Source organism: Nocardia sp. NPDC046763 (assembly GCF_040645495.1).
Classification (GTDB): domain Bacteria; phylum Actinomycetota; class Actinomycetes; order Mycobacteriales; family Mycobacteriaceae; genus Nocardia.
The window spans coordinates 315,061-328,179 of the sequence record NZ_JBEYYI010000007.1; the positions used below are offsets into that span (position 1 = coordinate 315,061).

The 13,119-nt window shown below is 67.8% G+C and carries 9 protein-coding genes and 1 tRNA gene; 3 read left to right on the top strand and 7 right to left on the bottom strand.

The annotated features are described in order from the left end of the window. Nucleotides 1–250: 250 nt before the first annotated feature. Nucleotides 251–886, bottom strand: a complete 636-nt coding sequence (locus ABZ909_RS15065; RefSeq protein ID WP_356999162.1) for a DUF4097 family beta strand repeat-containing protein — start codon at nucleotides 884–886, stop codon at nucleotides 251–253. Nucleotides 887–1,015: 129 nt separating this feature from the next. Here ABZ909_RS15065 and ABZ909_RS15070 point away from each other — a divergent pair, with 129 nt between their 5' ends. Next, complete coding sequence (locus ABZ909_RS15070; protein WP_356999165.1) at nucleotides 1,016–4,195, top strand: BTAD domain-containing putative transcriptional regulator; 3,180 nt, start codon at nucleotides 1,016–1,018, stop codon at nucleotides 4,193–4,195. Here the strand turns inward: ABZ909_RS15070 and ABZ909_RS15075 are convergent. Then, entirely contained in the window at nucleotides 4,179–4,988 is an 810-nt protein-coding gene (locus tag ABZ909_RS15075; protein WP_356999168.1) for an ABC transporter permease, read from the bottom strand. The genes ABZ909_RS15070 and ABZ909_RS15075 overlap by 17 nt on opposite strands. Next, the gene (locus tag ABZ909_RS15080) at nucleotides 4,985–5,929 is read right to left on the bottom strand and encodes an ATP-binding cassette domain-containing protein (RefSeq protein ID WP_356999171.1); all 945 of its coding nucleotides are present in this window, start codon (nucleotides 5,927–5,929) and stop codon (nucleotides 4,985–4,987) included. The genes ABZ909_RS15075 and ABZ909_RS15080 overlap by 4 nt, the downstream gene beginning before the upstream one ends. Nucleotides 5,930–6,154: 225 nt before the next feature. Between ABZ909_RS15080 and ABZ909_RS15085 the strand changes: the two genes are divergently transcribed. Together ABZ909_RS15085 and ABZ909_RS15090 are read left to right on the top strand one after the other, a co-directional pair. Beyond that, entirely contained in the window at nucleotides 6,155–6,385 is a 231-nt protein-coding gene (locus ABZ909_RS15085; RefSeq protein WP_356999174.1) for a hypothetical protein, read from the top strand. Nucleotides 6,386–6,501: 116 nt separating this feature from the next. Next, on the top strand, nucleotides 6,502–8,055 hold the full coding sequence (locus tag ABZ909_RS15090) for an acyl-CoA carboxylase subunit beta (RefSeq protein WP_356999176.1): 1,554 nt from the start codon (nucleotides 6,502–6,504) through the stop codon (nucleotides 8,053–8,055). 236 nt (nucleotides 8,056–8,291) lie between these two features. On the opposite strand, the gene ABZ909_RS15095 is transcribed toward ABZ909_RS15090, so the two are convergent. From ABZ909_RS15095 to ABZ909_RS15110, 4 genes are all read right to left on the bottom strand, one after another. Continuing rightward, on the bottom strand, nucleotides 8,292–9,467 hold the full coding sequence (locus ABZ909_RS15095; protein ID WP_356999178.1) for an alkane 1-monooxygenase: 1,176 nt from the start codon (nucleotides 9,465–9,467) through the stop codon (nucleotides 8,292–8,294). A 234-nt stretch (nucleotides 9,468–9,701) separates the two neighbouring features. Then, nucleotides 9,702–10,961, bottom strand: coding sequence for a lipase family protein (locus ABZ909_RS15100; RefSeq protein ID WP_356999181.1), 1,260 nt, complete (start codon nucleotides 10,959–10,961; stop codon nucleotides 9,702–9,704). A 323-nt stretch (nucleotides 10,962–11,284) separates the two neighbouring features. Beyond that, nucleotides 11,285–11,357: transfer RNA gene (locus tag ABZ909_RS15105), tRNA-Arg, on the bottom strand. 242 nt (nucleotides 11,358–11,599) lie between these two features. Next, the gene (locus ABZ909_RS15110; protein WP_356999184.1) at nucleotides 11,600–13,069 is read right to left on the bottom strand and encodes an NAD(P)/FAD-dependent oxidoreductase; all 1,470 of its coding nucleotides are present in this window, start codon (nucleotides 13,067–13,069) and stop codon (nucleotides 11,600–11,602) included. Between the last annotated feature and the right edge of the window lie 50 nt (nucleotides 13,070–13,119).

Here is a 13,119-nt window from a genome sequence, read left to right on the forward strand (position 1 = left end):
GGTGCCGCGAACACCCCGGCTCCAATTCGGGCGGGCCGGAGGCGTCCGAGCAGGGCCGGGAGTTCGGTGGCGGTGAGGAGGGCGCGGAAGGGCCGGCTGTCGTCGCGGGACAGGATGCCGGCGCGCTGCGTGACATCGAAAGTGTCGTAGGGGGTTTCGCCCTGCGCAGCGTCGTAGAGGGCTTCGCCCTCGGCGAGCTCGGGGCCGCCGGGTGGGCGGCCCCGAGCCGGGATGTGGACAACCATGCGGGTCAGGCGGCGGTGGTGTGCCCGATGGTGGTGTTGCCGTAGGAGTTCCGGGCGCGGACCTCCACGATGTCCTGCGGCCGGCTGACGGGGTACAGCTGGTTCTGGATGGTGCCCTTCTGCGCATTGGTCTCCATCCGGGCGGCGCTGCCGGGGTGGATGCCGACCGACAGGTCGCCGGTGGAGGTCTCCACGTCGATCACGCCGCGGGTAGCCTCGACGATGCGGATGTCGCCCTTTGCGACCTTCGCGGTGACCGAGCCGAGCGGGCGGTCGACGGTGATGTCACCGGCGGAGACCTCCAGCTCGCATTCGCCCAGCGGGCCCGCGCCCAGCAGGTGGCCCATGCCGAGCGAGCCGGTCACGCGAGAGCCGGCGGGCACCTCGATGGTGACCTCGGCCGACCCGCGGCCCGCGAGCGGGGAGAACTTCCGCCAGCCCTTGGGGGCCTGCACGGTCAGGGTGCCCGCGGCGAACTCGGCGCGGATCTGCTCGGCGGCGCGCACGTCCTCCTTCTTGGACGCGTCGGCCGGGCGGATCTCGACGACGGTGTCGGTGCGGTTCGAGGCGATGACGGTGACGTTTCCGGCGGCCACGTCGACGGCGACGGTGATGGCTTCGGGGGTCTGGAACGCGGTCATGGTGTTTCTCCTTCGAGGGTCTGTGCTGCTGATGTGACTACTTTCGCGAGCCCGGCTGACAGCGGCCTGACGCCGGACTGACACGTCCGCTGACACGCGTTCGGCCCCGGCTGGACAGCGCACGGCAGAATGGTCCGGGTGCAGATCGGAATGCTTGGGCCGCTCGAAATCCGGGCAGACGACGGCGGATTACTCGAGGTACCGGGCGCCCGGTTGCGGTCGCTGTTGATCGCGCTCGCGCTGGAACCCGGCCGGGCCGTCTCGAAAGGGCGGCTGGTCGACTGGATTTGGGGCGAGGAGACTCCGTCCGATGCGGCGAATGCCTTGCAGGCCTTGGTTTCCCGATTGCGGCGGGTGCTGCCGGACGGGTCGATCGACGTGCAGGCGGGCGGCTACCGGCTGACGGTGGCGCCCGGCGACATCGACGCCGTGCGGTTCGAACAGCTCCTCGACCAGGCCCGTGGCGGCGACGACCTCCACCAGGCCGAGCTGCTGCGCGAGGCCCTCGCACTGTGGCGCGGCGCGCCCATGCGGGACATCGGGGCGCAGGACAGCGCGGCCCTCGACGCGGTGATCATCCGGCTCGAGGGACTGCACCTCGGTGCGCTCGAGGATCGGTACGACGCGGAACTCAGGCTCGGCCGGGGCGCGGAACTGGTCACCGAACTGAATGATCTGGTGGCCCAGCATCCCGTGCGGGAACGGCTCGCCGCGTCTCTGATGCGCGCGCTCGCCGCAGCGGGCCGGGGCGCCGAGGCGCTGGTCGTGTACCAGCGGGTCCGGGAGGCCCTCGCCGACGAGCTGGGTGTGGATCCCGCGCCGGAGCTGTCCGCCCTGCACGTCGCCCTGCTGCGCGGGGAGGTGGGCGGGCGGGAGGACGACCGCCGCACCAACCTGCGCGCCGAACTGACCCGATATGTCGGCAAGCAGGCCGACGTCGCCGCGGTGCGCGCCCTCGTCGCCCGCCATCGGCTCACCACGGTGACCGGTCCGGGCGGTTCGGGAAAGACCAGGCTGGCCACGGAGACCGGGCGGGCCCTGCTCGACGGGCTGCCGGACGGCGCGTGGCTGGTGGAGCTGTCCTCCGCGAGCGCGGGCGGTGACCTCGCCCAGGCGGCGCTGGCCGCGCTCGGGCTGCGGGACGCGCTGCTGGGCGGCGGGTCGAACCCGGAACCCATGGACCGGCTCATCGCGGCCATCCGGGAGCGCGACATGCTGCTGATCCTGGACAACTGCGAGCACGTGATCGAATCCTCGGCGGCGTTCGCGCACCGCCTGCTCGGGGAGTGTCAGCGGCTGCGCATTCTCGCCACCAGCCGCGAACCGCTCGGCATCACCGGCGAAGCGCTCTGGCAGGTCGAGCCTTTGGCGCTGCCCGCCGCGGACGCGGACCCCGCCGCAATCGAATCCTCCCCGGCCGTCCAGCTTTTGCGCGACCGCGCCGGCGCGGTGCGCCAGGACCTCGGCGCCGATGCCCGCACCCTGGCGACCATGGCCCGCGTGTGCCGCGCGCTCGACGGGATCCCGCTGGCGATCGAACTGGCCGCGGCCCGCCTGCGCACCATGTCCCTCGAGCAGCTCGCCACCCGTCTCGATGATCGGTTCCGGCTGCTGACCGGGGGCAGCCGGACCGCGCAACCGCAGCACCGGACCCTGCGGGCGGTCGTGGACTGGAGCTGGGAACTGCTCAGCGAGGCCGAACAGGCTGTGCTGCGCCGACTTTCGGTGTTCGCCGGTGGCGCGAGCCTAGAGGCGGCCGAACAGATCTGTGCCGGTAGCGAATCCGAGGGGCGGCCCGCGGCGATCGAACAGTGGGAGGTGCTCGAGCTGCTGACCGCGCTGACCGAGAAATCGCTGCTGCTCACCGCGGGCGACGCCGGGCCGCGCTACCGGATGCTCGAGACGATCAAGCAGTACGCCCGCGACCGGCTCGTGGAGGCGGGGGAGGCGGACGCGGCGCGGCGCGCGCATCTGGCGTATTTCACCGGACTGGCCGAGACCGCGGAACCGCATCTGCGCCGGGCCGAACAGCTGGAGTGGCTCGCGGTGCTCGAACCCGAGCACGACAATATCGCGGCCGCCATGCGCGGCGCGCTCGCCGCGGAGGACGCGACCGCGGCGATGGGGCTGGCCGCGGCCGCCGGCTGGTACTGGTGGCTCAGCGGGCACAAGGCCGAGGGCATGGAGCTGGTCACCGCGGCCGCCCGGACACCCGGCGAAGCCGACGACGAGACCCGGGCCACGGTGTACGGGCTCGTCGTGCATTTCATGACCTCCGGCCCGAATGATGAACACCACGTGGAGGAATGGATCCACAAGGCATACCGGGCCGGCGGCGATCGGACCGGCGCCGGCCGGACCGGTCATCCGACGCTGGCGTTCGTGGTCGCGCTGGAACGCATGTTGCAGGGGCCGGACGAGTTCCTGCCCGCCTTCGAGGCGCTGCTCGGCGACGACGATCCGTGGGTGCGGGCGCTGGCCCGGCTGCAACTGGGCAAGCTGCGGACTGTGCTCGGCCAGGGCGGGCTGGAAGCCGACGAACAGCTGGAGCTGGCGCTGGCGGAGTTCCGGGCCGTCGGTGAGCGCTGGGGGATCTCGTTCGCGCTGACCGAGCTGGCCGACAGTCTCGCCCTGCGCGGCGAATTCGCCAGTGCGTGTGAGTATCTCGAGCAGGCGATCGCGGTGGTCGCCGAGGTCGGCGCGATCGAGGACCTGGTCCGGATGCGCTCACGGCAGGCGCAGCTGTACTGGCTGCTGGGCGACCCCGCGGCGAGCGCTGCCGCCATGGCCGAGGCCCAGCGGTATGCGGATCAGACCGGCTGGCCGATCGTGCTGGCCGAAATGGCGCTGGCCCGAGCGGAATTGGCGCGCTGGAACGCGGATCCCGCAGAGGCGCACCGGCAGATCGGCCTCGCGACAACCCTGCTGGACGGGGAATCCGAGCAGCCGTTCATGAGTGCGGTGATCCACGATCTGCTCGGCTATCTCGCGGACGGTCTCGACGAGGCCCGCGACCATCGGGCCGTGGCCTTCCGGGTGGCGTCGGCGGCGGGGCACGCGCCCCTGCTGGCCAAGGTGCTGGTCGGTCTGGCGGATCTGGCGCTGCGGGCGGAGCAGGACGAGCAGGCGGTGCGGCTGCTCGCGGCCAGTACCGCGGTGCGCGGCGTATCGGATCATTCCCACCCGGATGCGGCCCGGATCGAGCGGACAACGCGAAGTCGCCTCGGCGACGTGAAGTTCACCGAGGCGACGGGGGAGGGGGCGCGGGCGGTCTGGCATGAACTGGCCGAGATCACGCTCGCTTCGTGAAAGTGGCACGGGACCACAGGTATCCGACGATCGCGAACCCGGCGCACCAGGCCAGCGCCGCGGCGGTGTAGCCGCCGGACGGGTGCCCGGTGAGGAACCCGCGCAGGGACTCGATGATCGGGGTGAAGGGCTGGTACTGCGCGAACTGCCGGACGCCCTGGCCCATCTGGCCGGCCGGGACGATCGCGCTGCTCACGAAGGGCAGCATGATCAGCGGCACCACGGACATGCCCGCGGACTCCGGGGTCTTGGCGGCCATGCCCAGCGCGACGGTCAGCCAGGACGCCCCGAACGAGGTGGCCAGAACGATGCCGAGCGCGCCCAGCCAGTCCAGCGCGGTGGCCGGCGGCCGGAAGCCCAGGGCGAACGCCACTCCCAGCACGGCCGCGATGGCGACCACATTGGTGAGCATGGTGGCCGCCACGTGCCCGGTCAGCACGGCGCCGCGGGAGACGTCCATGACCTTGAACCGGTTGATGACGCCCTTGGCCATGTCCGAGCTCACCGCGACGGCGGTGCCGGAGAGCCCGTAGCTGATGGCCAGCAGGATCATGCCCGGTGTCGCGTAGTTGATGTAGTGCTCGCCCACATTGAAGGCGCTGCCGAACACGTAGACGAAGATCAGCAGCATCACCACCGGCATCAGCGCGGCGTTGAAGATCGCGACCGGGTTGCGGGCGATGTGTTTGAAGTTGCGGCGCAACATGATCGCCGAGTCGCCCAGCGACGCCGTCAGGGCGCCGGTCGCGGCGGTGCGGTTCGGGGTGCTGTCGGTGGAAACGATGGTGCTCATTGTGCGTCGGCCTCCGTGGTGGCGTGCCCGGTCAGGGCAAGGAAAACGTCATCGAGATCAGGGGTGTGGATGGAGACCTCCGCGGCATCGACCGCGTGATCGGCGAGCCGATCCAGCAGGGCCCGCAGGGTTTTCGTGCCGCCGTTGCCGGGCACCTGCAGGGTCAGCGCCTCGCTGTCCATGGTCGCGGCGGGCAGGATCCGCGCGGCCGCTTCCAGTTCGGTGAGGCGGGTGAACCGCAGCTGGAGGTAGCTGCCGGGTACGCGGCGCTTGAGGTCGTCGGGGGTGCCTTCGGCGACGATGCGGCCGCCGTCGAGGACCGCGATCCGGTCGGCCAGCTGATCGGCCTCCTCGAGGTACTGGGTGGTGAGGAAGATGGTCACGCCGTCGGAGGTCAACTCCCGCACGATCTCCCACATGGTGCGCCGGCTACGCGGGTCCAGTCCGGTGGTCGGCTCGTCGAGGAAGACGATGTCCGGCTTGGTGACCAGCGTCATCGCCAGGTCCAGCTTGCGGCGCATGCCGCCGGAATAGGTGGCCGCCTGCTTGCGCGCCGATTCGGTCAGGTCGAAGCGCTCCAGCAGGGTGTCGACCACCTGCTTGCGGTCTGTGCCCCGCAGCCGGTGCAGATCGGCCATCAGCTGCAGGTTCTCTTCGCCGGTCAGCAGGTCGTCCACCGCCGCGAACTGACCGGTCACGCCGATGGCCGCCCGCACCGCCTTGGTCTCGGTGGCGATGTCGTGCCCGGCGACCCGGGCCGTCCCGCCGTCCGCCTTCAGCAGCGTGGTCAGCACGTTCACCGTCGTGGTCTTGCCCGCGCCGTTCGGCCCGAGCAGCGAGAAGATCGTTCCCGCACCGATATTCAGATCAATGCCGTCGAGGATCGTCTTGTCCCCGTAAGCCTTCCGCAGCCCCGAGGCCGCGATTGCTGTGCTGTTCATGTGGACTACTGTCGCGACCCGGCCTGATACCGCCCTGACACCGACCTGATACGCCCTCTGACACGGTGTTATGCCTGTTCACAAGGGATGGACGAGGGCTGTCAGCCATTGGAACTTCACTCACCTCGACCCCAGCGTCGGCGACCCCAACTGTCGGGGCTGTCGGTGACCGCGGCCCGGGTTCGATACTGGCTTCCGCCAAGATCGAGAACGATGGAGTCGCAAATGAATTCGAAGAAGACCCTCGCCGCCTTCGCCGTCTCCGCGGCGCTTCTCGCGCCCGCTGCCGTGCTCGCCGCTCCCGCCCAGGCCGATGCGCCCGCGCCGACTCGGGCCCAGGCCGTGGACGGCACCGCCACCGGCTCCTCCAGCGGGTCCTACTCCGCCGCCAACAACCTGGTCTGCATCCTCTTCCACACCAGCCTCAATGGTTCCGTGGGCGTGCCGTTCTGCTGACGGCCGCTGGCCGGGACTGTGATTCAGCACGTTTATCTGCTTCAGTGACCCGTACTGTCTCGGCACCGCTTACCGTCGCGGGGCACAACAGTTTGTTTGGGAAGGTGGCAACAAGCGTGATCGGTACGCGGGCGAAGCTCGATGAACTGGCCAAGATCCTGGAGATGGCCGCGGAACCGGCGGGTGAGGCCGGTATCGCCAAGCGGGCGTCGAAAGGCATTCCGAGCGTTCGGCAGCGGGTGGAGATGCTGCTCGACCGCGGGACGTTCATCGAGACCGGTGCGCTGGCCCGCCAGCCCGGTCAACCGGACGCGCTCTACGGTGACGGACTGGTCACCGGCCGCGGGCTGATCGGGGGGCGTCCGGTGGTGGTGATCTCCCACGATCAGACCGTGTACGGCGGGTCGGTCGGTGTCACGTCCGCCCAGAAGTTCATGCGGGCACTGAAATTCGCGTTCGACAACGCGTGCCCGGTGGTGACGATCAACGATTCGGGCGGCGCGCGGATCCAGGACGCGGTGGGTTCCATCGCTTCGTTCGGTGATATCTCCCGGGTCCTGGAGAAGTTGTCCGGCTATGTGCCGCAGGTGTCGATCATTCTCGGCAAGTGCGCCGCGGGCTCGGTGTACGGGCCGATCAATACCGACGTGCTCATCGGCACCAAGGATTCCTACATGTTCGTCACCGGGCCGGAGGTGATCAAGGCCGTCAACGGCGAGGACGTCACCGCCGAGGAGCTCGGCGGCGCGAAGGTGCAGGCCGAACGCGGCACCCTGCATCACGTGGCCGAGACCGAGCAGGAGGCCTACGACTGGGCCCGCAACTATCTGAGCTTCATGCCGACGAGCTGCGTCGAACAGCCGCCGATCGTGAATCCCGGCCTGGAACCGGAGATCACGGCCAGTGATCGGGAGCTCGACACGATCATCCCGGATTCCGATCGCGCCGGTTACGACATGCACGAGATCCTGCTGCGCATCTTCGACGACGGCGAGTTCCACGAGATCCGCGCCGCGTTCGCCCCCAACCTGATCACCGGCTTCGCCCGCGTCGACGGCTACCCGGTCGGCGTGATCGCCAATCAGCCACTGGTGCTGGGCGGTTCCATCGATGCCGCCTGCTCGGACAAGTCGACCTACTTCATCCGGCTCTGCGACGCCTTCAACATTCCACTCGTGTTCGTCGCCGACACTCCCGGCGTGCTGCCGGGCCTCGCGGAGGAGGCCAACGGCGTCATCATCCGCGGCGGCCGTGTCCCGCGCGCCATCATCGAGGCGACGGTGCCGATCATCAACCTGGTGGTGCGCAAGTCCTACGGTGGCGCATACGGCATGATGGCCGCCCGGCAGGTCGGCGCGGACGTCAGTTTCGCCTGGCCCACAGCCCGTATCGCGGTGATCGGCGCCGAAAGCGCGGTCGACCTCCTCGGTAAGCGGCAGTTGGCCGCGATGCCGGAGGAACATCGCGCCGCAGCCCGCGAATTCATGATCAACCAGTACAACGAGACGGTCGCCACCCCCTGGGTCGCCGCCGAACGCGGCTACATCGACGCCGTCATCGAACCGTCCCGCACCCGCCTGGAAATCCGCCAGGCCCTACGCCTGCTCCGTGGCAAGAAGCCGGTCAAGCCGGAGTTCAACCCCCGCAAGCATCCGGTGTACCCGATGTGACCCGAAGGCGCGAAATCCGATGTGGGACAGCGATCGAGGATGTCTCGGGGTCCCTGACCGGCATCGTCCACTCCGACATCGCTACCCCGCCGCCACGTGTGGTGGTGCGCGGGGCAAGCGAGTTCCATGGCCTCGTCGCCGTTCACCGCCGCATCCTCGCAACTGTGGCAATGGACGGCTCGGCGGCGAGATCGCCCGCCATCGGGCTCTCGCGGTTGTGGAGAGTCGGGCATTGATCAGCTCTTGTCCTTCGTTGATATTCGACGCAGGCGCAACGGTCCCACGAAGCGGTGCTTGGGTTCTGGTTTGGTGTTCACGAGCGAGAGATCGCCGTCGTAGTGGGCCAGGACGCGGTGGTCCATGACGGCACGCCAGAGTGGGGGAACGACGGCGAGCAGGATCATGGTGGCGTAGCCGGCCGGGAGCTGTGGTGCCTGTTGCGAGCTGCGCAAGGTTTGGTAGCGGCGACCGGGATTGGCGTGGTGGTCGCTGTGGCGCTGCAGATGGAACAGGAATACGTTCGTGACCAGGCGGTCGCTGTTCCAGCTGTCGCGCGGCGAGCACCGTGCGTAATTGCCGTTGGCGTGGCGCGGACGTAGCAGTCCGTAGTGCTCGATGTAATTGACCGTTTCCAGCAGCCCCGCACCCAGCGCCGCCTGCAACACCAGAAACGGAATCACCTCCAGGCCGAAGATCAGGATCAGGGTGCCCCACAACGCGGCACTCATCGACCAGGCCTGTAACAGCTGATTGTGTCGACTGAACCAGCGTCTTCGTTTGCGGGATAGTCGTTCTCGCTCCAGATCCAGCGCCGAGCGGAAGCCTCCGACCATGCTGCGCGGCAGAAACTCCCACAGTGACTCACCGAATCGGGCGCTGGCCGGATCCTCGGGCGTCGCCACGCGCACATGATGACCGCGGTTGTGTTCGACGAAGAAATGCCCGTAACACGGTTGCGCCAGCGCGACTTTCGCCATCCAGCGTTCCAGGTGTTCGACCCGGTGCCCCAGCTCATGAGCGGCATTGATACCGATGCCCGACATGAATCCGAGCGTCACGGCCAAACCGAGCTTGTCGGATACGCTGAGCTCGGGACTTGCCCACAAATATCCCGCTACGAACAGCCCGGTGAACTGTAGCGGCAGAAAGAGGTACGTACACCATCGGTAGTACCGGTCATCGGACAACGACTGGTAGTCCTCGTCGCGTGGGTTGCTCCCGTCATCCCCTATGGACAGATCCAGCAGTGGGATCAGGACCAGCACGAGGACTGGACCGATCCACCAGAATATCGGGAGCCCCGTGTGGGCTACCAATTGTGACGGCAGTACAGCGCACGAGGGAGCGATCAGCCCCAGAATCCAGAGGTACCGTTTGGGGTCACGCGCCTTCGAATCCTGAAATATCGACATGTGTGCCTCGGTGATCGAACAGAACAGCACTCGGTCGTGAGAGCGAACAGCCGAAATCGTGGGCCCAAACCTGTCGATACAGGCTAGCGGTTTCCGCTGCCACTTCTGGCCGAACTGTGGAAAATATGGACTGACCGGGCAATTCGACATGATGCTCGAATGCGCGATGCCCGGCAGTCGGGTCGGCTCGAGCACCGATCCCGGGTGCCGGGCATTGGACCGAGCGTCACAGGGTCAGGGCAGTGCCCCGCAGTTGTTCGGAGCGGGCAAGCCCGCGAGCCGATCGGTCAGCCACTGCTGCGAGGCCGCCAGCGATGGAAAGAAGGCCATCACATGGGTGCCCACCAGACCTGAGATGGTGGGGATCTCCGCGTTCGAATCCAGTTGGACGGGTACGCCGCTGCCGCACCAACTGGCCGCCATCTCCCGCACCGGCGCGTAGGGCACACCCTCATCGTTCATGGCCGAGGCGGTGAGGATCGGCACCGACGGGGTGAGCATGCCGATGCGCTGTTCGCCGAAGGCCGATTTCAGCTCGGGGTTCCGATCGATGACCGCGGTGATCGGTTCGCCGCTGGTGGTCCATTCGGAGGTGCGCGGATGGTCCTGGGCCAGGCCGGTCGGGACGGCGCATTTGCCCAGAGCGTCGGCCAGGATCGCCTTACCGGTGTCATTGAGCTCGGCGTCGAGTATCGGGCGAGTCGTCGGGTAGTCGGCGGTGATGCCATTGAGAATCCAGGCGAAAGCCTGCGCCATGGCGGCCCGTCCATCGTTGTATCCGATGAAGTATTCGTCGTCGACCACCGGACCGCCCACATAGGCGCCGCGTATATTCAGCTCGGGAGCGTACCTCGACTGCAGTTCGGCCGCGCCCGCGGAGGCCATGCCGCCCTGCGAGTATCCGTAGAGAGCGACCGGCGTGCCGGGGTTGAGGCCGGTGCCGGGCAATTGCAGTGCCGCGCGCGCCGCGTCCAGCAGCGCGTAGGCCTGTGCCTTGCGGTTGAGGTAGTCATGCACGTAGGGGGTGCCGAGGCCGTGGTAGTCGGTCACCACCACCGCCATTCCGCGGGCGAGCAGCGTATACAGCGCCACCAGGTCGTATTCGAACAGGATGTCCGCCGGGGGCTGATATTGCACGACCTGCGTCATCAATTTCGACGACGCGCATTGACTACCCTGGCCCTTGGTACCGCCCGCGTACGCGATCAGCGGGCGCTCGCCGGGGCCGGTCCACGGCACGCTCGGCTGCAGGTACGTGCCGACCACCGCGGTCGGCGCATCGTGGGTATCGCTGCTGACGTACATCATTCGCGTCGCGGCGGCCGGAATGACGCCGGGCATTCCGGGTGCGGAGAAGGCCACCTGTGCCGCTTCGGCGCGCACGATGGCTCCCGGTGTGGGTGGTAGCGGCGGCGGCAGATAGAAATCGTCGCTCGCCGCGAACAGTTCCGCTCTAGCGAGTAGTACCGAGTTCATGGCGCCCCCGCCAACCATGATGAGAGTTCCCGTCAGAGCTGCGGCCAATCCAAGCAGTCGCCTCCGCACTTTTAGATCCTTCCTGCGATTGTGAGGGACCCAGAGCATCTCGAATCGGGTATTGAGGCTATACGCAGGGCTATCGGTTTTTTGTGAATCAGCGGAAGAAACGCCGAACTCGCATCCGCCCACGGCGACTCGACCGCGTCTTTTCGGGATCACCGTCGTGTCGGCGTTGCCAAATGTTCGGAGATGTCCATGAATGACATGTGCGCCCTGCGAGATTGGGAACGCATTGGGCACAGAGGTACATGCAGCAAGCATTTACGTAGGTAGGGGTGTGCCCTCGGCAGGATTCGAACCTGCGACACCCGCTTTAGGAGAGCGGTGCTCTATCCCCTGAGCTACGAGGGCTGGACGTGCCGGGCTGGAGGCCCGGACGGGACGTCGGGGAGTCTACCTGGTTGGGCAGCCGGGGGCCGCATTCATGGGCGGGGGCGGTGAGGTGGGCTGGTCAGTGGGGGCATTGGTGGGGACGCGGGGTTGGCCGGCCTCGGAGGCGGCGGTTCCGAATCTTGCCCGGGAGTGCTGGGTGGACCGCGGCTCGTGCTGTCACCATGGGGCGGGTTCGGCGGGGCCACCGCGGACAGGAGCCGCTATCGCCCGGTGGCCCGGCTCTCGTTGTAGTCGGACGCGGTGAATCTGCTTGTCTTCCAACGGAACAGGAGGGTAGCGCCGGGCCAGTTGTTGGTGATTCGGCCGGAGGCGTTGCGGTACCAGCTGGAGCAGAAGTTCCAGGGGGTGTCCTTCAGGCGGCGCTGCAGCCAGTCGTCCCAGGACTGTTCGGCGTCGGGACGGGGCGAGAGGAAGTGGCCGGGGCGGGCGGAGAGGTGGTCGATGACCTGGCGGATGTAGCGGGCCTGGGACTCCAGCATGTAGATGATGGAGCCGGAGCCGACGTTGGTGTTCGGGCCGTACATCATGAACAGGTTGGGGAAGCCGGGGACCGACATGCCGAGGAAGGCGCGGGCGCCCTCCGGTGACCATTCGTCGGCGAGCTTGCGGCCTTGCAGGCCATAGATATTCATGGGGGCGAGGAACTCGGTGCCCTTGAAGCCGGTGCCGTAGACGATGACGTCGACGGGATGCTCGACGCCGTCGGCGGTGCGAATTCCGTTGGGCGTCACCGCTTCGATGGCGGTAGTCTCCACCGTGACATTGTCCTGGGTCAGTGCGGGGAAGTACTCGTTGGAGAACAGGCCGCGCTTGCAGCCGGCGGCGTAGTCCGGAGTCAGCTTGGCGCGCAACGCCTCATCGGGCACCTGCTTGTTGCGGTGCCGGTCCGCGACGGCTATCACCGGGTGCTTGATGGCAGGAATGTCGGTGAGCGCCAACGCCATTGCCTCGAAGAAGGTCCAGATGGCGAATCGCTCGGTCTGCCGTGTCCCGGGCACGTACTTGAACAACGCGTGGTGCAGCGGGGTGTACTCGGTGTCGAACTTGGGCAGCACCCAGGCGGCCGAGCGCTGGAACAGCGTGAGGTGTTCGACCTTCGGCTGGATGGCCGGAATGTATTGGATGGCACTGGCTCCCGTGCCGATGCACGCCACCCGCTTGCCCGTCAGATCGACCGAGTGATCCCACTCGGCGGAGTGGAAGGCCGCGCCCGTGAAGGTGTCGATACCGGGGAGGTTCGGCATCGCGGGGCGGGAGAGCTGCCCGACGGCGGGGATGAGAACGTCGGCGAGGTGGGTGACGCCGTCGGCGGTGCGGACCCGCCACAGGCCGCCCTGCTCGTCGAATTCGGCGTCCACCACCTCGGCGCCGAACTCGATCTTGGACGGCAGGTCGTGCCTCTCGGCGACGGTGCGCATGTACGCGTGGATGTCGGCCTGCTGTGAGAATCGGCGTGGCCAATCGGATTTCGGCTCGAACGACCACGAGTACAGCGGCGAGGGCACATCGCAGGCGGCGCCCGGGTAGGTGTTCTCGCGCCAGACGCCGCCGAGGTCGGCGGCCTTCTCCAGGATGGTGAAGTTGGTCAGGCCGTGGCGTTGCAATTCCAGCGCCATGCCCAGCCCGGCGAATCCGGCACCGATGATCAGAATGGATGGCTCTCGCTGCATGCCAGCAACGGTAGGGCGTATTCCCGCTGGCCCTGCAGACATCGCCGGAC